Genomic DNA, 24,669 nt, shown 5'->3' on the forward strand with positions numbered 1-24,669 from the left:
GACATAGCGAATAAAATCTAGACGTATTTAACTAACGCTAACGAACGATAAGCTTACAGCCAGCGTTTTTTCTTAAACAACATCACTAAACTTATTGAAATGAAGCCCATAAAGCTCAATAGATAATAATAGCCATTAGCGACTTTTAACTCAGGAATATACTCGAAATTCATGCCGTAAAGGCCTGCTAAAAATCCTAATGGAATGAAGATCGCTGTGATCACTGTCAACACTCGCATCGTCGCATTTAGTTGATGAGAAGCAACAGAGAGGTAACCATTCACTAAATCACTACAAATATCATAATGCATTTGTGACAAACTCAATAAACGCTCAATGCGTTCATGCACATCTGTCACCGTATGAAGGTCCGCTTGGTTAATAATAGGCGTTTCATCTGTGACTAGAATCTTTAATTCGCTGCCAATATTACTATGGTAATTAAATGTGCGTTTTAACTTAGTTAAACGTGAACGATACAAAGTAATCTCTTGCATCATTTTATCATCACCACCCATTTGAAATTGATCTTCAATGGATTCTAACTTTTCTTCAAATTCAAAGAGCTTTTGTAAGTAAATGCCACAGCTATAATGAAAAACTCTTAAAGCTAATGTGATGGGACTTTTTGCTAAATACTTCTCGCCTTCATCAGCGAATAATTTATCAATAGAGATAGATTTTTTAGCGTGGCTTGTAATGACAATATTAGTACCAACAAACATAGCAATCTGTAAGTGCTCAAATACAAGATCATCACCTGGATGATAAATGCCACGATAAAGCATAAAGATATAATCATCAAATAATTCGATTTTTGGTGGATGTCGATCTCGCTGAGCATCACTGATTGCCAATGAGTGACAACCTAATTTTTTTAATAATGCGCGCTCTTCTGTCTGATCATGAGAATCAAAATCGATCCATAATGAATCACTTGGATTTTGTTTCCAAATTTCAATTAAAGACTCATCACCATAAGCACATGACTTATCTGACTTTAATAACATACATCTGATCATAATTTTTCTCTTTCTATGATTAAAATAGTGCTTAATACCCGGCGTATAGTGATCTAGCTTTGGCTTTTAGGTACTTTTTAATTGCCTTTTACTTATCTTTTAAATTGCCTTGTTAATAGTATTTACGTACCGATAAATATAAATTCCTTTGCTTCGATAAAGGTTATAGACTTTATTCCAATTTTATAACATTAATTCGGTGAAATATGTCGGTAGATATTATTATTTGGATAGCCATTGTATTGTGTATTTCACAATCTGCTATCTTTTCAGGTTTAAATATAGCCTTATTTTCACTGAGCAGATTACAGCTTGAAGTGGAGTCCACAAAAGGCAATATAGAAGCTAAAAAAGTATTAAGACTGCGTAACGATTCTAACTTTTTATTAACCACTATTTTGTGGGGAAATGTTGGTATTAACGTTTTACTGACTTTATTGTCAGATTCTGCGTTAGCCGGTATTAGCTCTTTCCTTTTTTCCACTATTGCGATCACTATTATTGGTGAAATAACCCCGCAAGCTTACTTTTCAAGAAACGCATTAAAAATGGGTGCCTTTCTATCACCGGTGATACGTTTTTATCAAGTGATATTCTACCCTGTAGCAAAACCGACTGCGCTGATACTTGATGCTTGGTTAGGTAAAGAAGGTATTACTTATTTAGCTGAAAGCGAACTAAGCAGTATTATACGTAAACATATTGAAGCAGAAGAAACAGATATTAATCATGTAGAAGGTATTGGTGCTTTAAACTTCTTTAAGCTCGATAAAATATCAGTGATTGAAGAGGGAGAAGTGATTGATCCTTTCTCTATTATTGCATTACCAACCAAACTCGATTTGCCTATTATTCCTGAAATTACGTCGGCGCCTAATAATGAATTTTTAAAGCTGATGAATAAATCAGGACATCGTTGGGTTGTATTAACTAACTTAGAGGGAGATCCATTGGTTGTAGTTGATTCAGACAGTTTCTTACGTGATGTGTTTTTTGAAACAGAAAACTTTGACCCTTACAAACATTGTCATCGTCCTACAATCATTACCGATGAATCAACCATGCTAAATGATGCCATTATCAGAATGAAAATGGGTGAATCTGTAGACAAAACCTTTGATGGTGCAATTGAGCGAGATGTATTACTTATTTGGGGTGAGAATAAACGCATCATCACTGGCGCAGATATATTTGGTCTATTATTAAAAGGCATCCAACCGCAAGCATTACAGAACAATTTATTATCAACTATAAAAGTTTAACTTATGCTATAACCTATTGTTATTATTTATCTTATTAAGTTATTTCTTATAGAAAGCATGTACAGCAAACAATCACATGCTTTCTATGTTGTCAGTTAACACCCCTGATAAATAAAACCAGATCTAAACGAGTTATAAGCTAACATATCAATATTAATTGCATATCGTAGAAAGCGGCCGCTCAAGCACTACTAAACACTCTCAGGTTGATTGAATTATTCCATCATCTAATCAATATGGCATGTTAGCGAAGAAAAAGGACTTAAAGGAACATTGCATGGACTTATCACAAATTAACGAAATACTATCTTACAAACTCATTACTATTTCAGGCCAAGCAATTACGCTGTCCCACATACTACTTATCCCTGCTGTTATTTTAATAGGCATCCTTTTAACACGATGGATTGCTAAGTTAATCACTAAACGCTTAATTTCGAAGAAAGTTGATCCCAATGTGATTCACTTATTGCTACGTGTTTTTTACGTGATAGCAATGGCTATCCTGTTGGTCACTACACTGGAATTAATTAACGTACCGATTACCGCTTTTGCGTTCTTATCAGGCGCAATCGCGATCGGTGTCGGTTTTGGTGCGCAAAACATTATTAACAACTTCATCAGTGGTTGGATTTTAATGTGGGAACGTCCAATCCGTATTGGAGATTTTTTAGAAGTAGAATCTGCAAAAGGCGTCGTTGAAGAAATTAATACCCGCTCGACACGTATACGTCGTGTAGATGGCGTTCACCTGCTTATCCCTAATAGTAAGTTATTAGAAAATACTGTGGTTAACTGGACCTTAGTTGATAGCTTAGTCAGGACATCGGTAACCGTCGGTGTTGCTTATGGCTCACCCGCTAAAAAAGTAGCAGAGCTTATTATGCAAGCAACAACAGATCAGAAAAGAATAGTAGAAAGTCCTGCTCCAGTCGTTACTTTTGAAGATTTTGGTGATAATGCATTAATGTTTGAAGTGACTTTTTGGTTAGACTCTAACGCCGAGGGAGGTTTAAGGGTAATGCGTAGTAATATTCGCTTTCGCCTTGAAGAACTATTTGAAGAGAATAATATTGTTGTCGCTTACCCGCAAAGAGATATTCACATCGATGGTTCATTAACTATCAATAAATAAAAACACTTAACAACAAACAACTTTGGGTTAATGCTTGAGTTTAAACACTCAATGTAATTAACCTTTGTAACACCTTTAATATTTCTGCACATTTAACAATATGGTTAAGTACAGGTAGTAATAAAGTAAGTTGTTGTTAAAATTAGCAAAATAAAAAACTATATAAGAATAACTAATTAAAAATAATTAGATAAAAGTAACTGCAAAGCAGTCACTAGATAAAAACAACAGAATTTAAGCGGATAACCTCATTATGTTTGAAAAAATATCATCAATCGATTTAACCACTAACGCCTTTTTTCAAACACTAATCAATAATAATAGTGTCTTAACTATCGTCCTTATCTTAGCGTTAATGGCCAGTAAAAGTTATATTTTAAAATTCCTACAAAAAAAAGGAAAAACGAATAAACGCCTAAAAATCAATATTGTAAATAACACTATTACGATCCTAATCTTTATTGGTATTTTTAATATTTGGGCTGCTGAATTCCATGAATTTGCCATCTCGATTGCCGCTTTTGTCGTTGCGATTGTGATTGCGACAAGAGAATTTATTCAATGTTTTATCGGCTTTTTATACATTGTATCTAGCCGACCTTTCCGTATCGGAGATTGGATACAAGTCGGCGATTATTATGGTGAAGTACATTCGATTGATTGGGCTAAATTGACCTTATTAGAAGTGAATATTGATTCCTATGAATACACAGGGAAAACGCTTTATGTGCCTAATAGTAAGTTAATTACTTCTTCTATTAAAAACTTAAACTTCTTAAAACGTTATGCAATGCACCACTTCACTATCACAAGAGATGGCAGTGTTAACCCGTTTATCTTTTTAGATGAATTATATGAAAAAGCACACGGTTACTGCGCTGACTTTAATGACGTTGCAATACGTTACAACCAGTTGATTGAAAACCGTTTAGATGTTCATATTGCAGGACCTGAACCGCATATACAGGTGGCGACCTCTGAGATTGGTGACACCCAACTCATATTTACTATATTCTGCCCAACCGACCGAGCATTAGAAATTGAGCAATGTTTAACAGGTGATTTTATGAGGCTGTGGTTTGAACAACAGCAATTAATAAAGCAGAGTAATTAATGCTACAGAGCGCTTAAAACTGCAATAAAACTAAGCAAAAAACAAAGAACACACAAAATAATAAATAGAAAGGCTGCTTTATAAGCTCAATGAATAGCCTGATTTACAGCTTAAAACAATAAAAAGGAGGGTTTATGTCATTAGAATTATTACCCGATTATATTGAAAAAATTAATAACAATTTTGAAAATGAAACGGATATTAAAGAAGTCATCGTTGAAGTCGAACAAGAATTATCCGACGAACAGATTGCTCTTTTATTAGAATCCTTTCCTATTAAACTCAGAATAGAGATATGGCTTTCTTTCAGTGATGAAACACAACAAAACGTGTTTATTGAGATGAAACCTGAGTCAAGGGAGTTGATATTAAATGCTTGTGATGATGAGCTTTGCTTCCCGCTTTTAACCAAGTTAGATGCGGTTGATTTATTAGAATTATCTGAAAGTTTAAATGATCGATTTATCGATTATGCTGTAAGTAAAATGACAGCAAAACAGCGCAGTCTTTATAAAAAGTCATGTGATTATGCATTAGATGAAGTGGGCCATTGGCAAAACTTTACGGAAGTTCAAATTCCACAACAGTTGAAACTCTCAGCCGTTAAAAAGGTATGTAGCAAAAACTTACCGACCTTTACTGATGTTATTTATATTGTCGACGATAATGCAGTTCTAATCGGTGAAATAGCACTTAATGCCATCTTTAAAGCAGAGAATGAAGAAGAATATAAAAGCTTCATTAACACTGATATTGAATATATTTCTAGTAATGATGATATTGCGATTGCATCGGATAAGTTAATTGATTCAGATACTTCTGCATTACCGGTTATTGATGAAAATCGCTGCTTAACTGGTCGCTTAGATTTACCTACGGCCTATCGTTACAGAGAACAAATAGCGGAAGCTCAACTAATTCAAGCGGCAGGTTTAGTAGAAGAAGAGGATCTATTTGGTAATGTATGGCAAAGCTCTAAAAACCGTGCAGTTTGGTTGGGTATTAATTTAGTCACTGCCTTTTTAGCATCATGGTTTATTGGTTTATTTGAAGCCACGATACAGCAAGTAGTCGCATTGGCCGTATTAATGCCAGTCGTTGCATCGATGGGGGGAATATCAGGAAGCCAAACGATTACATTAATTATACGAGGTTTAGCGTTAGGCCAAATTAATGATGCCAACAAAAAAGATATTATTGCAAAAGAGCTTAAAGTCGGTGCGATTAACGGTGTGTTATGGGCGATAGTGATTGGTGCGATAACCTTTGTGTGGTTCGATAACCCACTATTGTCATTGACTATCTTTATCTCTATCTTAGGTAATATTCTGATCGCTTCATTATCTGGCGTATGGGTGCCTTGGATGTTAAGCAAATTTAATATTGATCCTGCTTTATCTGGCTCAGTTGTGTTAACCACTGTCACTGATATTTTTGGATTTATTGTATTCTTAGGATTAGGCAGTTTATTACTGCTATAGAAAGGCGATAAAAAGCATTTGAAGGATTTTAGAATACACTAAACGATTTAAGCTAAGTAACTTAAGCTAAACCATTTAACACCATTGAAAGATAGGCCCTAATATCATTTCACATAGCACCTAATTGCTTACATTAAGTGCTATGAAAGAGACTGATGTTAGGGCTTTTTGATACTTTAAGTTTTAAAGCAAAAAAGCGATTAATGCCAATCACACTAATTAAGACTTTTATCGCAAAGGTTAGCTAGGTTCTTACATGCGGAAAAAGCTGTAAAACTTGTTCAATCATGTCAACTTTTTGATTCTTCGCGAGATAGTTTGCATAAATTTCACGGCGGAAAACAGGCGCCTCATCGACAAGAAAAAGCTGATTGCTTTTAAGGTATTCAAAGGTAATTTGTCGTGGTAAATAAGCAGCCCCACCAGCATCTAAAATAAAGTTAAGTGCAATTCTGGGCTGACTCATAAAGTGTTTAGCCTCTGGTGCATCTTGAAACTCTCTTAAATACTGTGCAGTAATCGACTCCCCATAATCCACCATAATAAAATCAGTTAACGCCGCAGAACTATCAACATGGTCAGGGTTAGTCGTTACTAAGTGCAAAGGAACGGTGGCTACTTTTTCCGACACAATTTCACCCACAAAAGTTGGATCAAACAAAAAAGCGATATCAATAACGCGGTTTAACAAACTTTTTCTTAGTTCTGGTGCACTATAAGTACTGGTTAATAAACTAACATCCTCGACATTAAGATGGATTTTATGTAACCAGTTTTGCAGAACGATATCCCAAATGGTGCTTGTCGCCCCCACCACTAATTGCATTGAATGCTGTGCTGTTATACCAACATCTTGTTTGGTTTTTTGCCACATAAAGATTAATTCATTGGCATGCTTAATCAAGCGGTGGCCTTCTGGCGTTAACTTTAAGTGTTTTTTACTGCGGTCAAATAGCAATACACCTAAGTCTTCTTCCAACAATTTAATACGCGCACTTACTGCAGATTGAGTTATAAATAAATTTTCTGAAGCGATACGAAAATGTAATGAACGGCTTACTTCTAAAAAGGTTTTTAATAACTCTATTTTCATGCACTTACCCACTAATCAAAAATTTTAATCAAAGACCACAAAACAATTAATTTTATTATATAGCGTTTTGTTTATACACTCCACGCACTTAATTTGAGTTCGGATTAAAGACACCTTAAAAAGTGAATATAGCAGCTGTGTTCATCGCACAGATCTTTATTAAACTCAGGTTGCTCGGTATTTGCGATAGTTGCCTTGATGGTTTTTGTCGCCCCATATTAGTGATACATACACAGGAATTATATTGATGAAAATTGCAATCTTATCTAGAAACCCGAAGCTATATTCTACTCGTCGTTTAAAAGAAGCGGGCGAAGCACAAGGTCATGAAGTCGACATTATCGATACATTACATTGTTATATGGACATCACAAGTAGTCGCCCTACTGTTCGTTACCACGGTGAAGAATTACCACAATATGATGCGATTATTCCACGTATTGGTGCGTCAGTTACTTTCTATGGTACAGCGGTAGCACGTCAATTTGAAATGATGGGTACTTTTAATATCAATGAATCCGTGGCTATTAGTCGTTCACGCGACAAATTACGTTCAATGCAATTATTGTCTAGAAAAGGCATTGGTATGCCGCGTACTGGCTTTGCAAATAAACCCGATAACATTAAAGATTTAATTAAAAATGTCGGTGGCGCACCCGTTGTTATCAAGTTACTTGAAGGTACACAAGGCATCGGTGTAGTACTAGCTGATACCGCGAAAGCAGGGGAAAGTATCATTGAAGCATTCATGGGCTTAAAAGCGAACATTTTAGTACAAGAGTTCATTAAAGAAGCTGGCGGTGCAGATATCCGTTGTTTAGTGATTGGTGGCCGTGTTGTTGCTGCGATGAAACGTCAAGGTGCAGAAGGTGAATTCCGTTCTAATTTACACCGTGGTGGTTCGGCTGTTGTGGTTAAACTAACGAAAGAAGAGCGTGAAACAGCGGTTAATGCAGCTAAAATAATGGGCTTAAACTTCTGTGGTGTTGACTTGTTACGTTCGGCAAATGGCCCAATGGTAATGGAAGTAAACTCATCACCAGGCCTTGAAGGTATTGAGAAAGCGACAGGTATGAATATTGCTGGAATGGTGTTTGATTTTATTGAAAAACGACCAAAAACAATCACTAATAAAACTCGTGGTAAAGGATAAGTAGATGAAAACATTACGCATAGGCGATTTTGATATTTTACCGGGCACTCAATGCAAAATTGAATTGCCTGTTGCAAAGTTATATACCGATGCAGATGTTTCATTACCGGTGCAAATTATTCGCGGCACTAAAGATGGTCCAACCATTTTTATTAGTGCAGCAGTACATGGTGATGAATTAAACGGCATTGAAATTATTAGACGTTTAATTAATAAACCTAACTTTAAAATTATTCGAGGTACCGTAATCGCAGTACCAATGGTTAATGTTTATGGTGTGGTTAACCAAAGTCGTTATATGCCGGATCGTCGTGATTTAAATCGCTGCTTTCCAGGTTCAGCAAAAGGTTCATTAGCGGCACGTGTAGCACATATATTTTTAACGCAAATTGTTAAACATTGTGATTACGGCATTGATTTACATACGGGTGCAATTCATCGTTCTAACTTGCCTCAAATTCGCGGTGATATGAATGATCCTGAAACAAAAGAATTAGCACAAGTCTTTGCAGTGCCTGTTATTTTACATTCAAATGTTGTAGACGGTTCTTTACGTGAATCAGCGGTAGATAATGGTACTAAAGTATTGTTATATGAAGCAGGTGAAGCGTTGCGTTTTGATGATTTCTCTATCCATGCAGGTATTAAAGGAATAGAGAATGTATTACGCCATCTTAACATGATGCGTAAAGTGACTTCTAAACGAAAATTAAAAGAACCGTATATTGCTAATAGCAGCGGTTGGTTACGTGCTAATGCAAGCGGTGTTGTAAAACATTTAGTTGAATTAGGCGACCGTGTCACGACTGGCGATAAACTTGCGGAGATCGGTAGTCCTTATGGTGAGATATTAGGGGTTGTTAAAGCGACTAGATCGGGGATTTTAATCGGTCAGCAAAATATACCTTTAGTACAAGAAGGCGAAGCGATGTTTCATATTGCTTACTTTAAAGAAGATGATGAAGCGGTGTATGAACACATTGAATCGGTGCAAGACTTTTTGCGCCCAGAAGATGCGCATAACCCTCAGCATATCATTGGAGACAAGTCATAATGCAATCTAAAGATAAAATGATTATTGGCCGCTTAGAGTCGATTGCATTACCAGAGTTAGGCATTAAAGAGATGCAAGTACGCGTTGATACCGGTGCTAAAACATCATCGCTACATGTTGATAATATTGTGAAGTATATGGAATCAGGTATACCTTGGGTGAAGTTTGATATTCACCCTGATATCCATAACGTGAAAAAGCTTATTTCATGTAAAGCAGTACTCAGTGACATTCGTAAGATAAAATCATCTAACGGAACTTCTGAAGAACGTTATGTGATAGAAACTGCGATGACCTTGGGAAAAGAAACGTGGCCCATTGAGATCACTTTAACTGACCGTGCTGACATGAACTATTTAATGTTATTTGGCCGTGAAGCAATTGGTAAGCGCTTGTTAGTGGATCCATCAAAGGTCTTTCTAGCGAAATAAACGGTTATTTTTACGACAAAAAGTTGGAAAAATCCGATCAGAGAGGTTTATATATTCATTTATATGAACCTCTTTTTTATTGATAAGCAGTATCTATAAGCAATTTTTATAAGAAGCTTCATGAATAAAAATGCAATATTAACATGATTCTAACAAGGATAACCTGCATAATAAGTGTTCTATAATTATTCTCGGAACAGACAACAACCTATGACAGATAAGCGTTTACATTTAATTATTGTCAGTGATGACAATGATTTCTTCCATTGGATAGCCTCTACTATTCGAGTTTCAAACCTTATCATCGAAACAATAAGTCAAGTCGATGTCGACTCTATTTCCGATATAAAAATAATCACAGGCAGCGAACAACTTCTGATCATTGAAGATAAAACCTATTCACAACACTTCACTAAAATCAGTCATATTTTTTCTTCTATTGACCATGATTTACCACTATTGGTTGTGACCGAAACCTATAACAATACCATGAGCAAAATTAACGCTTTTGCGATTATTGATACTATTGTAAAACCAAGTCTATCAATTCACTCTTTAGAACATGCTATTTGTTCGTTGCTAAAAGACTATAAATTAACGCAAAGACTTAAAAGGCTAGCTCACTATGATTCATTAACAGGGGCGGCCAATCGTTATTTATTTGATGATAGAATGGCTGAAACCTTAAAAAAAGCCAAGCGAGAAAAACAAGCTTTTTCATTGTTATTCTTTGATCTTAATGGTTTTAAATCAGTTAATGATAACTACGGACATGAGGTGGGTGATTTATTACTTAAGCACTTTGTAGCGCAGCTTAATAAAGTCAGAAGAGAAACAGATACCTTAGCAAGATTAGGTGGCGATGAATTTTGCATGCTATTACCTAATACCGATAAACCTAGCTTATTAAAACTTGTTGATAGAATTAAAGATACACTTTCATTACCTTTAGTGGACTTAGGCATTGAATTACATATTCAATCAGCAATAGGCGGCGTTAATATTCAAAACCAAAGTATCAGCTTATTAAGCCCTAAAGAGATTTTAAAAATAGCGGATAAATGTGTTTATGAAGCGAAGAAAACCCCAGAAACACATTTGGTATTAGACACTATTTAAGTGTTTTAATAACACTCACTTTTTAACATTGATGACTGATGTTAACTATTTACAATTCTGACGAAATGCATTGTGACCCTGCTTCTGTTGTTGCTTTACTTTAGCTAACAGAGCTTCAATTTCAACTTTATCATTGGTTTCGCTCAGTGCTTTAAAAGTTGCGTTCAAATCCTGCATCTCTTTTTGGTACAGAGCGAATTTTACTTTTTGATCTGCACTTATTCCACCTTTGCTATCAGCATCATGATGGCTTGCTTTAGAGATAACAACGGGTGTCAACTGCTCTGCCTTTGCACTGAGTTTTAATAACTCATTCGCATGTTCCTTCATCTCTGCTTGGTCTTCAGAATTAAAGCTTTTGTTATATGCTCTTAGCTCACTTTTCATGTACTTCATCATATCGCCTAGCTCAGTATCTTTAATCTCACAATGTTCTGCATGAGCAAAAGCTTGACTCATTGGTAGTGATAAAAATAATGTTGCCGCTAGCGATAAAGCGAGTTTGCTTTTTTTAACGGTCATTGTTCTAGTCGTCGTAGTTTTAATCATATTAGTCATGTCCTGTAAAATATGTGCTGTCAGTAAGTCGCTTAATCATGGGGGGAACTACAAGTTGAAGCTAATGATTAACAATTAACTTCAACCTAAAATACCAATATAAGTAATCACTCAGTCTGTAATATATAGTTGATGACGTAAGCTTACTTTTTTCCATTGGAAATATACAGCAGGTAAAATCAATAGCGTTAAAATAACCGCACTGACCATTCCGCCAATCATTGGTGTTGCAATTCGTTGCATCACTTCAGAGCCAGTACCATCACCGTACATAATAGGCACTAAACCAATAACAACCGTTGCTACCGTCATCATCACAGGACGGACACGTAAACCGGCGCCTTCCATAACAGCATCCTTTAAATCTACAACAGAAAACTGTTCAAGACGTTCCGATCTTTTAGTTGCTAATGATTGGTTTAAATATAACAACATGATCACACCTATCTCAATCGATACGCCTGCTAATGCAATAAAGCCCACACCAACTGCAATCGAGAAGTTAAAGCCAAGTATGAACATTAACCAAATACCGCCCATTAGTGCAAAAGGTAAGGTAGATAGAATCAATAAGACTTCACCAACACGTCTAAAGGCTAAATAAAGCAAAATAATAATGATCAAAACAGTAATAGGAATCACCTTCGCTAAACGCGCATTGGCTTTTTCCATGTACTCATATTGACCAGACCAAAGTAATGAATAACCCGCTGGTAAACTAACTTGGTCGTTCACAATATCACGCGCTTCATTAACATAAGAGCCCAAATCACGACCTTCAATATCAACAAAAATCCAACCGTTTAAACGGGCATTTTCTGTTTTTATCATCGGTGCGCCCGATTCAATATAAACCCTAGCGACATCGTTTAAGCTAATGGTCATTTTTGAAGGGGTAATAATAGGCAATGATTTAAGTGCAGAAACGGAATCACGATAATCATTTGGATAACGTAAATTAACAGGATAACGCTCTAACCCTTCAATGGTTTCAGTAATATTTTGACCACCAATCGCAACAGCGACTAGCTGCTGAATTTCAGCAATATTAAGTCCATAACGCCCTGCTTTTTCACGATCAATATCCACTTTCACATAACGTCCACCACTAACACGCTCGGCATAGACAGAAGCCGTGCCAGGGACGTCTTTTAAAATCTGTTCAACTTGTTTACCTATTTTTTCAATTTCAGCTAAATCTCCACCAGCGATTTTGATACCAATAGGCGTTTTAATACCCGTTGCTAACATATCGATACGTGTTTTAATTGGCATTACCCAAGCATTCGTTAACCCTGGGAACTGAATTAAACTATCGAGTTCCTGTTTTAACTTGTCTTTGGTCATGCCTGCTCGCCATTCGCTTTTAGGCTTAAATTGAATAGTGGTTTCAATCATGGTTAACGGCGCAGGATCGGTTGCGGTTTCTGCACGGCCAATTTTTCCCCATACGGTTTTAACTTCTGGTACGGTTTTAATTAGCTTATTAGTTTGCTGCAATATTTGACGCGCTTTACCCACCGACACACCTGGGTAAGTGGTGGGCATATACATTAAATCGCCTTCATCTAACGGCGGTATAAACTCACTACCAATTTTATTTACCGGATAGAAACCCACTGCTAATAAACACAAAGCAAAAACAATCAATAACTTAGGAAAACGTAAACCAAAAGTTAAAAATGGTTTATAAATCGCGACCACTAAACGGTTTAAAGGATTTTTATGTTCAGGCAGTACTTTACCGCGAATGAAATAACCCATTAAGACAGGAATCAAAGTAATCGCTAAACCAGCGGATGCGGCCATTGCATAGGTTTTAGTAAAAGCGAGTGGTGAAAACATCTTGCCTGATTGCCCTTCTAACGCAAAAACAGGTAAGAAACTGAAGGTAATAATTAATAATGAAAAGAATAAAGCAGGCCCGACTTCCGTTGCCGCTTTAGCAATAACCTGCCAACGATTGTCATCGGTCAGCTCCATTTTTTCCATGTGTTTATGCACATTTTCAATCATGACTATTGCACCATCGACCATCGCACCGATCGCAATCGCAATCCCGCCTAAAGACATGATATTGGCGTTAATACCTTGCCACGACATAATAATAAACGCGACAAAAATACCCACCGGTAAACTGAGTAAAACCACCAGCGACGAACGAAAGTGAAATAAGAAAGCAGCACACACTAATACCACTACAATGAACTCTTCAAGCAGCTTATCGTAAAGGTTTTCTACCGCTGAATTAATCAATTCAGAACGATCATAAGTTGGAATAATTTCTACTCCATCTGGCAAGCCTTTTTGTAGCTCATTCAATTTATCTTTAACCGCTTCGATTACCCCTTGGGCATTTTCACCAAAGCGCATCACCACTACACCACTGACCACTTCACCTTCGCCATTAAGCTCAGTAATACCACGGCGCATTTGTGGCCCTAAACGAATTTCAGCAACATCACCTAATAACAAAGGTGTGCCGTTATCATTCACCCGTAAAGGGATAACTTTAAGGTCATCAATAGAGGAAATATAACCAGAAGTTCGCACCATATACTCAGCTTCGGCCATTTCTATTACACTAGCGCCTGATTCTTGGTTAGCACTTTTAATCGCGTTGCTAATCGTGGTTAGCGACAGGTTGTAAGCACGTAGTTTGTTAGGGTCAACACGGACTTGATACTGTTTCACCATACCACCGACCGTTGCGACTTCAGACACACCCGCGACGGTTTGTAGTTCAAATTTTAAGAACCAATCTTGTAAACTACGTAATTCACTTAAATCATGTTGTCCGGTTTTATCAACTAACGCATAGCTAAAGATCCAACCGACCCCCGTTGCATCCGGTCCTAACGCAGACCTTGCTTGTGGTGGTAAATTGGGGGCGACTTGTGACAAGTATTCAAGCACTCGAGAACGTGCCCAATAGATATCAGTATCGTCATCAAAAATGATATAAACATAAGAATCACCAAAGAATGAATACCCTCGAACAGTCACTGCACCTGGCACACTTAACATCGCAGTGGTTAATGGGTAAGTCACTTGATCTTCAACCACTTGTGGCACTTGACCTGGGTAAGTTGTTTTAATGATCACTTGTACATCGGATAAATCGGGTAAAGCATCAATCGGTGTTTTTTGTAATGAGAAAACACCATAAGCGACAATCACAGCGGTCATCAACAACACCATGATGCGGTTTTTTATCGACCAATTAATAACGTGAGCAATCATAATATCATCACCCTTTTATTAGCATATAAAGTAGTCGTTTGTAGCGAACCTACCTCTATTGAATCTAAATCTTCTGGGCTATCCAAATCTTCTGAGCTATCTAGCTCGTCAGAATCATCTTCTCCATTTAAGTAATCAGATGTTTCTTTAAGGCGCATCGCCTTCTGGTCCATCTCATTTTGCTCTTCTAACATACGATCAAAATCAGCACTGATACTCGACTCACTATCCAATAAAAACTGTGCCGAAGTTACTATTTTTTGCCCAACTTCAAGACCGGATAATATTTCGATAGTTTGTTGATTCTCAATGCCGACTTTAACCAGTACAGACCTAAACTTACCGTCGCCCATCGCTAGTACAACTCGATTCATATTACCTGCATAAATCACTGCTTCGCGTGGTATGTATAAACGTTCTTCATCCATTTTAGGCGTGATAACAACCGATGAAAACATATTAGGTTTCAGCATTTGATTAGGGTTATCAAACTGTAATCTGACACGAAGCGTACGATTACTTTCGCTCATTTCAGGATAGATAAACCCTACTTTTCCTACCCACTCTTTACCCGGGAAATAATCTAATGTCATACTCGCCATATCGCCTAACTTGATCAAAGAGACTTGCGCGGCGAACACTTCAACATCGACCCAAACGGTATCTAAATTAACGGCAGTAATAACCGTGGTAGAAGGTGAAATAAATGCACCTTCATTTACGTTTAAGTCGGTAATAGTGCCTTTATTAGGTGCGTAAATATCAATACGTTGTGCTACTTTTCTAGATCTTATCAATTGCTTAATTTGCCAAGTACTAATACCGAGTACCTTTAAACGCGCTTTTGATGAAGTAATTAATACACTACGATTAAGCTTAACCGCATTCAATAAAGACTCTTGTGCTTTCACTAATTCAGGAGAATAAAGTGAGTACAACTTTTGCCCTTCTTCTACTTCAATACCCACTGACTTAACGTATAGTTTCTCTATCCAACCTGACACACGACTATTGATTTGCCATAACGCATCTTGATTAGCTTGCACGCTGCCTAAGCTTTTAATATTTAAATCAAACTGGCTTTTTTTTACTATCGCAGTACGTACCCCAAGGTTATTTTCTACGACAGGAGAAATGGTTACAGTTCCTTCTTCACTATTACCATTAGCTTCTTCATACACGGGTACTAAATCCATACCCATTGGAGACTGGCCAGGCTTATCTCGACGGTAATTTGCATCCATTGGTGCAACCCAATATTTAATCTTTGGTTCTGCTTTTTCCTGCTCTTCATAAACGGGGACTAAATCCATACCCATTGGAGACTGACCAGGCTTATCTCGACGGTAGTTTGCATCCATTGGTGCAACCCAGTATTTAATTTTTGGTTCTGCTTTAGACTCAGCTTTCTTTTTTTCAGCGTAAACAGGCACTAAATCCATGCCCATTGGCGATTGACCTGGTTTGTCACGACGATAGTTTGCATCCATTGGTGCAACCCAATATATAATTTCAGGTTGTTCATTTGATGTTGTGCTACTCATCCCTAAATGTAATATCCCACTTTGGTTTACAAAAAAACCAATGCCGAATCCTGCTGATAAAACTGCGATCAGTAATAATATAGTGCGCATAATTTATTCCTTAAAGTGCCTGAAAATAACGAATTTTAGAAAGGCTTTTCAGGCCATCAAAATAGAGTTGTTGATATTCAATAGAGAGATTCAATTCATCCATATAAGCTTGAATGACGTCAATAAAGGGACGAGTATTTGATTGATAGCTTTGTACTAAAGCCTCAGCACGTGACTTAGCTTGCTTTAATAAGCTATTTTTATAACGTAATTGACGCGAAGCAAGCTGCTGATAATTAACAATTTCAGCTTTAAGTTGAGCATTGAGTTGACGTATTAAAAGGCGATGTTCCGCTTGTTTTTGACCTTTGTTATGTACTGCAGCAATCATTTGTTGATCTTGGCGTTGATCAGTAAAAATTGGCAAGTCCATAGAAACAAAACCACTCAGTAAATCAGGTCGAGCACTACCGTTATCAAACTCAGACAAACGATGTCCATAACCTAATTCAACTTTAAAGCTTGGCTTATAATTCTGCTTTGCTAAATCAACACCGCTATCAGCCACTAAAATATTTTGCTTTAATGCTAATACCTTAGGATGCTTAGTTAATAATTCATAATGCTCTATATTACGTGTTTCACTAGCCTTGATATAAGTTAAGGTATCAGCCCAAGCTGGTATAGTGGTTGGTAATTCTTGATAAGCTAATTGCCCTATCCATTCACTTAATAAACTACGATAAGTCAATGAATGCTGTGATAATTTAGCTAATTTTTCATCTAATAATCCCAGTTCAATATCTGCATTAATGAGATCTTCATTTTCAATAAGACCTAATGAATACTGTGACTCTAAGTCTTGATAAAGGCTGTTAAATAACTGTTTATTTTGGCTGACTAATTGAATAGATTTTTCAATAAAAAGGATGTTTAACCATAAATCACGTACTGTTTTTTTCACTAATAAACGGCGCTCTAATCCTTGAAAAACAACCGTTTCCGACTGTAAATGAAAGCCTTGTTTAGAGATAGCTAATGAATCACCACGGCTAAATTGCTGAGCAATCCCCACTGTTAACTGGGTCATTGGCTCATTATCGAGTGAAAAACTATCTGTTGGTAAATTGGCTACCCCTAGCTTTATTGTAGGGTCCGCTAATGTTGCACTGCTATTACCCTTTGCAATTAATGAGGCTTGTTGTGCTTCATAAACTTGTTGTCCTGGATCGTCTTGTAATGCAATCTGCTGTGCATCTTGTAATGACAACGCAGAAACATGCAATGTAACCACTGTGCATAACAGCACAGATAGATTAAAGATTTTCATCTGTTTTCCTTTTACCCAGTGAATGGGTAACTAATTAATCTTTTAAAATACTGAATTGCGCCATCTCAAAAAATAAAGAGATCACGGCTTAAAAAATTAACTAAATAATGGAGGACGATAAAGACTTGTAGGCTGGGGAATAAGTGGGGAAATATTCAAAGAGGGATAATTAAATTGGCTATAAACCAATGAGAGAAGCTGTTTATTTTCAATAAAGTGAGTAACAGAAACAACATTCATCATGTCACAATCATTTTGACAATCATTCATGCTCATCATTTCAGTATTACAATGACCAGAGTCCATCATCATTTTGCAATAAGTTACTGATGGATTTTCACTTTTAGATAGCGATACAGAAGCCATTACTTTTTGCATAAAAGTAATTTGAATCGTCAATATTAAAAGTAAAGTGATAAGCTTTTTCATTAACTCAATGCTGCTCTTTATCTATCAGTGATTATTAAGTGTCTAAATTTATAATAGCCATAACGACAAATATGACTTTATTAATTATTAAAGATAAAGCTTCCCCTAGGGGTAAGGTCAAACAATAACTTTAAAAATAGAGTCTTATCTTAAAATATCTTAAAATATCTTAAAATATCTTAAAATATCTTAAAATATCTTAAAACGATTTCTCAGCAACCTCTGATTTATCTTAAAAAGGTTGATTTCTATGAGTATTGATTCACTCTAGTCAACAATATACTTTATTGACTGCATTTATTTACAATAAATTCGGTATTCAATAACAAAGAAATGTAAATAATTCTTCTATCATCTCATTCAATTTAAACATTAATGGAAAACTATGAATTCAGACAATAATCCTATGGAATTAGATCTAGGACAACAACATATCATTACACAACGAAGATATGAGGCTTTAGGAGCAATAAATGATTTTTTCATTGCCGTGTGGTTTTTAATTGGTAGTTTTTTCTTCCTCTCTGATTCTCTTGTGCAAAGTGGTACTTGGTTATTTATCGTTGGCAGTGCCCAACTGTTGATAAAACCTGTTTTAAAACTAATTAGCTTGATACATGTGAAGAAAATTTATGACTCTAAAAAGAACCAAAATAAAAAAAACAGTGACATTTAAAACAGCTAACGTCTTAATATTATTTATTTAAACATTTTTAATAAAATGGCTGTAACAACTTATTTATGATTTAAAAAGGATTAAACTCCACTTAAAAAACTCAGTAAACTTTCAGTTTCTCTTCAGCCAACCTTAAGCTTACAAACATAACATTTCCATATTATTTTATAGTGCGGAAATATCCATGAAAATCAATTATCTTAAAAAAATCACTTGTTTAAATAAACTCTCTTTAAATATTAATACGCTTGTCATTTTACTTGCCATTTATTTTTCTGTCGTCTTTAACCAACCTATTATCCAGAAGGTATACGCCTTATCTGACTATGATTTTCCTTTATATTTAATAAGCTACATTTTACTGTTCGCTGCTTTTCTGGTTATCTTCAGTCTATTAGCTTGGCCTTATTTATTTAAAATAATTTTTATTCCATTGGTTATTTCATCTGCTATCGCATTTTATGCAAGTAGTAAATATAACGTAATATTTGATTACACCATGGTTGAAAATATTTTTGAAACGAACAGTGGAGAGAGTATTTCTTATTTGAATATCAGCTCTGTTATTTGGTTTATTGTGCTCGGCCTATTACCTTCTTTATTGTTATTAAAAGTAAAAGTCACTTACAACGACAGTCTATTAAAAATGCTATTTATGAAAGCAGTATTGTTGTGTAGCGGTATATTAATTATCTTATTAATTGCGATGTTTTATTATAAAGATTATGCCTCTATTGGACGTAATAATGCTTACTTAAATAAAATGATAAACCCAGCTCATGTTTACAATACTTACAAGTATATTAAGAAAAGCTATTTCAATAAAGCAGTGCCATATTTACCACTAGGGCAAGATGCGATAATAACACCAGCCGATAATCACAAACCAACATTGATGGTTTTTGTTGTTGGTGAGACAGCGCGCTCACAAAATATTACTTATAATGGCTACCAGCGGAATACCAATCCTTACACAGAAAATATGGGGTTGATTTCATTTAAGCATGTTCAAACCTGTGGCACAGCTACCGCGGTATCGTTACCTTGTTTATTCTCAAATATGAGTCGTACAAGTTACAACAAACAAAAAGCGAACAATCAAGATAACCTGTTAGATATACTCAGCCATGCAGGAGTAGAAGTACATTGGATAGATAACGATGGTGGCGACAAGCAAGTAGCAAAAAATCTTGATAAAATAGACATAAACAAAAGTGAAAATAGCGACTTATGCAATAAACATAGCTGTTATGATCAAGTATTATTGCGTCAACTCCCTCGTTTAATAGCGAAACAACCTAATAAAGATAAGCTGTTTGCATTGCATTTAATTGGAAGCCATGGTCCTACTTATTACCAACGCTACCCAAAAGACAAAACCTTGTTTAAACCCGCTTGTGAACGAAGTGATATTGAAAATTGTAGCGACCAAGAAATCGTTAATGTTTATGATAATACCATCGCATATACTGACTATGTGTTAGCTGGAACGATTACATTACTTAAACAGTACCAAGAACAATATAACGTGGCACTTTTTTACTTATCTGATCACGGTGAATCATTAGGTGAAAATGGTTTATATCTACACGGTACGCCTTATGTAGTTGCTCCTTACGAACAAACACATGTACCTTGGTTTATGTGGGCAAATGATGCTTACTTTACAAGTAAAGCGCTTGATAAATCATGTTTACAGCAAAAAGCAGCAAATGATTTCGTATCGCATGATAATTTATTTCATACCTTATTGGGCTTTTACGGTGTCAACACAACACAGAAAAATAAAGACTTAGATATTACCTTCTCTTGTAAGGCATAAATTGTAAAACATAAGTTATAGAGCATAGATTAGAAAAGGTAATTTAATAAGTAGTAGTTAATAAGTAGTGGTTAATAAGTAATAGTTACTAGGCATTCGATAATACTATCGTTACGAATACCAATAATAGAGATAATAAATGAAAATTTTAGTCGTTGAAGACTCCCAGCATTTACGTCGAAGTTTAATCGTCGGGCTAAGTAATTTAGGCTTCACTGTCGAAGCAACTGGGGATGGTAGTGAGGGGCTAAACCTTGCACTTTATAACCAGTTTGACCTGATTATTTTAGATCTCATGTTACCTAATATTGATGGTATGACGCTTTTAAAAACAATTCGCCAAGCCAATATACACAGTAAAGTCATTATTCTTTCAGCTCGAGTTACTGTAGATGACAGAGTAAATGGTTTATTAGCAGGCGCTGATGATTACTTGGTTAAGCCTTTCTCTTTTGATGAATTACATGCACGTATCATGAGTATTCAAAAAAGAGGCGAAATATCTCACTTTAACAATGTCATCAAACAGGATGACTTTGTACTGGATACTCAACAAAAAAGCTTTGCTTACCAAAATCATCTCATTGACCTCACTAAACATGAATTCAAAATTATTGAAGTTATTTTCAGCGCTAAAGGTAACGTAGTTAGTACCAGTAAAATAAGTGAATCTGTAGTTGGTCACTTTGACGAACTATCTAAAAATAGTATTGAAGCACACCTTTCATCCGTCAGAAGAAAAGCTAAACAAGTAGGTGGTATATTACCTATTAAAAATAGACGTGGTTTTGGTTATTTAGTTGAGCAATCGTAATGAAATCGATTAAAAAAGATATCGTTCGCGCCATTACCATCATTCCTGCGATCATAATTTTCACTATCTTTATAGCGATCGATATTATTTTAGATGGGTGGGTTAATGAAAAGTTTGATGAATCACTAGTCACTAAATCAAATTATTTAAAAACATTAATAGAAGTTCACCCTCAAGGTGTAGAGTTTGATTTTTCAGATGAATTTATGCCAGAGTTTGTCGATGCAAATAAAATACAATACTTTCAACTATGGGTCGATAACAAACCCTTCGAGCGTTCTAAATCTTTAGCTGAATACCCAGAAGAACAACTTGCCAAACAAGATCTCACTATTAATACTTTTAAAATCATTAATGTTGAATTACCTGATGGGCGTACAGGTCGTTCTATCATGAGCTACTTTCATCCACAAGTACCAAGTCGACTAAGGGGTGAAGTTGCCCCTTTCCAACATACCGCTTTCTTCACCGTCACCGTATCCGATGAAGATTTGTCTTGGGCATTGCTTGCTCTTGATATTGTATTCTGGCTAGTTTTTATTACCTTTATTATTGGTATGCGTTATCTTGTTATTTCTCAAATAGATAAAGGTTTAAAGCCACTTCTATTGCTCAATGACGAGATAGCCCACTTGAAAGTGGATAAATCAACCTCGTCTCTTAGAAAGCTAACCGATGAACATATCGAGATAGCACCAATACGAGCAGAGTTATTACGCTTTATTGAACTATCTCAGCAAACGCTACAAGAAGAGCAACGCTTATCGGCTGATATTGCACATGAACTTAAAACGCCAATTGCAGAGATCATTAGTCTCAGTGAATTACATATTCAATACCCTAATGATCATCGAATCGCAGACAGTTATTCTGAGGATATGTTGTCTATTGCACAACGTATGAAACACATAGTAAATAACCTGATGATGTTAAATCAAAGTGACGAATATTTGTTAAAGCGACAAAACGAAAATGTAGTATTAAGCGAAGAAATAAATGAAGTCCTTTCATTTATTCAAAGTAACCAAACCAATGCTTACGAAAGAATAAATATCAAAAACACATTGTTAGGAACAACTGTTAATTTAGATATCGTTAGCTTTAATATTATTATGACTAACTTAATAAATAATGCGATTTTTCATAGCCCTGAGCAGTCAGAGATTAATTTAGAGGTTGCCAAAACAAACCAAGGAACAATTTATATAATACTACAAAATAGGTTAACCAATTCAATATCAGAAGCGCAGTTAAATAAAATATTTAAACCACTTTATCAAGTAGATTCATCACGAACTAAGAATGATCATTATGGATTAGGACTCGCTATCGTTGAAAAACTGTGTTCAATTAACAGCTACGAAATTAAAGCAATGCTTCCTACACCTGACATTATAGAATTTAGACTCACACTTAACAAAATTGAACTCAGTTAAACGAAGCTAACGATAACTTTCTCTTGAAATTTGGTTTACCAATTATCATTTTTTAATGAAAATACATTATTCTGTCGCTTTAAAAGCAATATTTGTTTAAAAAAAACACAAAAATAAAAGTATAAAATAAGACTATTTGTGATTTATTTTGAAAAATAATGTGTGAAATAGTGAAAAAAAACCAATTACACGATCAAGCACACATTTTATCCCCTGCTTTCGTGACCTATGTAATGCTAATAAATTTTTTCTTCCTTTACTCTTTCCTTAATAAAGTTTTAACAACATAAAAACTTTAAAGTAACAATTTAAGCTTTATCAATAATATTTTTATTCAAATTAAAAGTGCATTTTCAAAAAACTTGAGATGGCTCGGAATGATAGACAGATAAAGCTAAATATAAGCAATTAATTTTTAGCCCTTAAAAAGGAATGTAACGATGAAAAAACTATTTAAAACTGCATTAATTAGCGCAGGCTTACTTATGTCAGCAAGCTCTTTTGCAGCTGATTACCCTTCAAAAAACATACGTTTAATCGTGCCATTCGGTGCAGGTGGTGGTACAGATGCAGTAGGTCGTACATTAGCTAATAGCGCTAAAGATATTCTAGGCACAAGTATTTCAGTAATGAATAGAACAGGTGGTGCAGGTGCAGTAGGAATGAGTTTTGGTGCTCGTCAACGTGCTGACGGTTATACCCTTACTGTTGTAACACGTGAAATTGCTTCGTTACCACAAATGGGATTAATGCAAAATACTGCAGACGACTTCAAACTAATTCGCATGGTTAACTTAGATCCAGCAGTTATTTTAGTGCCTGCAGATAGCCCATTTAACACAGTTAATGATTTAGTAGCAGAAGCTAAAAAAATGCCAGGAAAAGTAAAATTCGCTTCAACGGCAGCGCCAAACTTTTACTTAATGGCATTAGAGCAAGACCAAGACATCAAACTTAATGCTGTGCCATACAACGGCTCTTCAGAAGCGATTCCTTCAGTATTAGGTCATCACACACAAGTAACAATGGTAACGCCTGGTGAAGCAATTGCTCAATTACGTTCAGGTCAACTTAAAGCATTAGGTGTTATGTCAGAAGAGCGTATTTCTTACATTCCAGATGTACCAACATTAAAAGAACAAGGTCTTAATGTTACAACGGGTACATGGCGTGGCATTGGCGCACCTAAAGATACGCCTGATGAAATCATTGAAATCTTAGGTAATGCATTTGACCAAGCAATGGCTTCAGCTGAATTTAAAGAGTTTATGTCTAAAGGGGCAATGACTATTCACCCTCTTAAAGCGCAAGAGTTCACTGACTTTGTAAAACAAGATACTGAATTACTTAGCAAGTTTATTAAATAAGCTTTATTAGTTAAACCGTATCAATCGAAGCCAAGGCATTTACCTTGGCTTTTACCGTTTCATATTACTTAACAAATTTGTGTTTATTAGAGAGTTTATTATGCTCAATCGCAACATTTTCTTCCCAAGCCTAGTGATATTTTTGAGCCTCGTTTTTTTAGTGCTCATTTCGCAATTCGAAGAGCCTAGGTATCAAGATGCACCTGTAGGTGCTGGTTTCTTTCCAGCAGTAATTGCTATTATTCAAATAATAATATGTAGCGTTTTAATCATTCAATATAAGAAAAAACAAAAACCACCAACACCACAAAAAGAAATAACACTGATTTCAAGCCACTCCATCTTTGGTTTCACTTTTTTAATTGGTTATGCCGTGTTGATTACGCTTGTTGGTTACTTACCTGCAAGTCTAATTGGTTTCACTTATTACCTTCTCTTTTATCGTATTAAAAAACCACTTTATTACGTCACTGCGTGGGTATTTGTATTTGCTATTTATTTTCTTTTTAGTGAAGTTTTTATTATTTCACTACCGGAAGGTCTACTCTTTTTCTAG

Annotated in this window: 21 protein-coding genes; 14 read left to right on the forward strand and 7 right to left on the reverse strand. The window is 35.6% G+C overall.

The window, feature by feature from the left end; translation table 11 throughout:
- Positions 1–53: 53 nt before the first annotated feature.
- The gene (locus GQR59_RS15645; RefSeq protein ID WP_160064234.1) at positions 54–1,022 is read right to left on the reverse strand and encodes a magnesium transporter CorA family protein; all 969 of its coding nucleotides are present in this window, start codon (positions 1,020–1,022) and stop codon (positions 54–56) included.
- 206 nt (positions 1,023–1,228) lie between these two features.
- Between GQR59_RS15645 and GQR59_RS15650 the strand changes: the two genes are divergently transcribed.
- The 4 genes from GQR59_RS15650 to GQR59_RS15665 all read left to right on the forward strand — a co-directional run bounded on the left by GQR59_RS15650 (position 1,229) and on the right by GQR59_RS15665 (position 6,014).
- Positions 1,229–2,284, forward strand: a complete 1,056-nt coding sequence (locus GQR59_RS15650; protein ID WP_160064244.1) for a DUF21 domain-containing protein — start codon at positions 1,229–1,231, stop codon at positions 2,282–2,284.
- A 277-nt stretch (positions 2,285–2,561) separates the two neighbouring features.
- On the forward strand, positions 2,562–3,419 hold the full coding sequence (locus tag GQR59_RS15655) for a mechanosensitive ion channel family protein (protein WP_160064246.1): 858 nt from the start codon (positions 2,562–2,564) through the stop codon (positions 3,417–3,419).
- Positions 3,420–3,672: 253 nt separating this feature from the next.
- The gene (locus tag GQR59_RS15660; RefSeq protein ID WP_160064248.1) at positions 3,673–4,533 is read left to right on the forward strand and encodes a mechanosensitive ion channel family protein; all 861 of its coding nucleotides are present in this window, start codon (positions 3,673–3,675) and stop codon (positions 4,531–4,533) included.
- Positions 4,534–4,667: 134 nt separating this feature from the next.
- On the forward strand, positions 4,668–6,014 hold the full coding sequence (locus tag GQR59_RS15665) for a magnesium transporter (RefSeq protein WP_160064250.1): 1,347 nt from the start codon (positions 4,668–4,670) through the stop codon (positions 6,012–6,014).
- A gap of 244 nt (positions 6,015–6,258) precedes the next feature.
- On the opposite strand, the gene GQR59_RS15670 is transcribed toward GQR59_RS15665, so the two are convergent.
- Positions 6,259–7,107, reverse strand: a complete 849-nt coding sequence (locus tag GQR59_RS15670; RefSeq protein WP_160064252.1) for a LysR family transcriptional regulator — start codon at positions 7,105–7,107, stop codon at positions 6,259–6,261.
- A gap of 247 nt (positions 7,108–7,354) precedes the next feature.
- Between GQR59_RS15670 and rimK the strand changes: the two genes are divergently transcribed.
- The 4 genes from rimK to GQR59_RS15690 all read left to right on the forward strand — a co-directional run bounded on the left by rimK (position 7,355) and on the right by GQR59_RS15690 (position 10,864).
- Positions 7,355–8,260 carry a 30S ribosomal protein S6--L-glutamate ligase gene (gene rimK / locus GQR59_RS15675; RefSeq protein ID WP_160064254.1) on the forward strand — a complete coding sequence of 302 codons (906 nt, stop codon included), beginning with the start codon at positions 7,355–7,357 and terminating at the stop codon, positions 8,258–8,260.
- 4 nt (positions 8,261–8,264) lie between these two features.
- Positions 8,265–9,314: a succinylglutamate desuccinylase/aspartoacylase family protein gene (locus GQR59_RS15680; protein ID WP_160064256.1), complete on the forward strand. Its 1,050-nt coding sequence runs from the start codon at positions 8,265–8,267 to the stop codon at positions 9,312–9,314.
- Positions 9,314–9,745: an ATP-dependent zinc protease family protein gene (locus GQR59_RS15685; protein WP_160064258.1), complete on the forward strand. Its 432-nt coding sequence runs from the start codon at positions 9,314–9,316 to the stop codon at positions 9,743–9,745. The genes GQR59_RS15680 and GQR59_RS15685 overlap by 1 nt, the downstream gene beginning before the upstream one ends.
- A 210-nt stretch (positions 9,746–9,955) precedes the next feature.
- Entirely contained in the window at positions 9,956–10,864 is a 909-nt protein-coding gene (locus GQR59_RS15690) for a GGDEF domain-containing protein (protein WP_160064260.1), read from the forward strand.
- 45 nt (positions 10,865–10,909) lie between these two features.
- On the opposite strand, the gene GQR59_RS15695 is transcribed toward GQR59_RS15690, so the two are convergent.
- The 5 genes from GQR59_RS15695 to GQR59_RS15715 form a co-directional block, all read right to left on the reverse strand.
- Positions 10,910–11,413 carry a cytochrome b562 gene (locus GQR59_RS15695; RefSeq protein WP_160064262.1) on the reverse strand — a complete coding sequence of 168 codons (504 nt, stop codon included), beginning with the start codon at positions 11,411–11,413 and terminating at the stop codon, positions 10,910–10,912.
- 120 nt (positions 11,414–11,533) lie between these two features.
- Complete coding sequence (locus GQR59_RS15700) at positions 11,534–14,665, reverse strand: efflux RND transporter permease subunit (protein ID WP_160064264.1); 3,132 nt, start codon at positions 14,663–14,665, stop codon at positions 11,534–11,536.
- Complete coding sequence (locus GQR59_RS15705) at positions 14,662–16,299, reverse strand: efflux RND transporter periplasmic adaptor subunit (protein ID WP_442966198.1); 1,638 nt, start codon at positions 16,297–16,299, stop codon at positions 14,662–14,664. Before GQR59_RS15705 ends, GQR59_RS15700 begins: the two co-directional genes overlap by 4 nt.
- 10 nt (positions 16,300–16,309) lie before the next feature.
- The gene (locus tag GQR59_RS15710; protein WP_160064266.1) at positions 16,310–17,569 is read right to left on the reverse strand and encodes a TolC family protein; all 1,260 of its coding nucleotides are present in this window, start codon (positions 17,567–17,569) and stop codon (positions 16,310–16,312) included.
- Positions 17,570–17,665: 96 nt separating this feature from the next.
- The gene (locus tag GQR59_RS15715) at positions 17,666–17,998 is read right to left on the reverse strand and encodes a hypothetical protein (RefSeq protein WP_160064268.1); all 333 of its coding nucleotides are present in this window, start codon (positions 17,996–17,998) and stop codon (positions 17,666–17,668) included.
- 385 nt (positions 17,999–18,383) lie between these two features.
- Between GQR59_RS15715 and GQR59_RS15720 the strand changes: the two genes are divergently transcribed.
- The 6 genes from GQR59_RS15720 (at position 18,384) to GQR59_RS15745 (ending at position 24,669) form a co-directional block, all read left to right on the forward strand.
- Entirely contained in the window at positions 18,384–18,674 is a 291-nt protein-coding gene (locus GQR59_RS15720) for a YrhK family protein (RefSeq protein WP_160064270.1), read from the forward strand.
- 184 nt (positions 18,675–18,858) lie between these two features.
- The gene (locus tag GQR59_RS15725) at positions 18,859–20,496 is read left to right on the forward strand and encodes a phosphoethanolamine transferase (RefSeq protein ID WP_160064272.1); all 1,638 of its coding nucleotides are present in this window, start codon (positions 18,859–18,861) and stop codon (positions 20,494–20,496) included.
- A gap of 139 nt (positions 20,497–20,635) precedes the next feature.
- Positions 20,636–21,310: a response regulator transcription factor gene (locus tag GQR59_RS15730; protein WP_160064274.1), complete on the forward strand. Its 675-nt coding sequence runs from the start codon at positions 20,636–20,638 to the stop codon at positions 21,308–21,310.
- Positions 21,310–22,746, forward strand: coding sequence for a sensor histidine kinase (locus tag GQR59_RS15735; RefSeq protein WP_160064275.1), 1,437 nt, complete (start codon positions 21,310–21,312; stop codon positions 22,744–22,746). The genes GQR59_RS15730 and GQR59_RS15735 overlap by 1 nt, the downstream gene beginning before the upstream one ends.
- 440 nt (positions 22,747–23,186) lie before the next feature.
- Positions 23,187–24,113: a tripartite tricarboxylate transporter substrate binding protein gene (locus GQR59_RS15740; protein ID WP_160064276.1), complete on the forward strand. Its 927-nt coding sequence runs from the start codon at positions 23,187–23,189 to the stop codon at positions 24,111–24,113.
- 100 nt (positions 24,114–24,213) lie between these two features.
- Positions 24,214–24,669, forward strand: a complete 456-nt coding sequence (locus tag GQR59_RS15745) for a tripartite tricarboxylate transporter TctB family protein (RefSeq protein WP_160064277.1) — start codon at positions 24,214–24,216, stop codon at positions 24,667–24,669.

The organism is Psychromonas sp. L1A2 (assembly GCF_009828855.1).
In the GTDB taxonomy this organism is placed as follows: domain Bacteria; phylum Pseudomonadota; class Gammaproteobacteria; order Enterobacterales; family Psychromonadaceae; genus Psychromonas.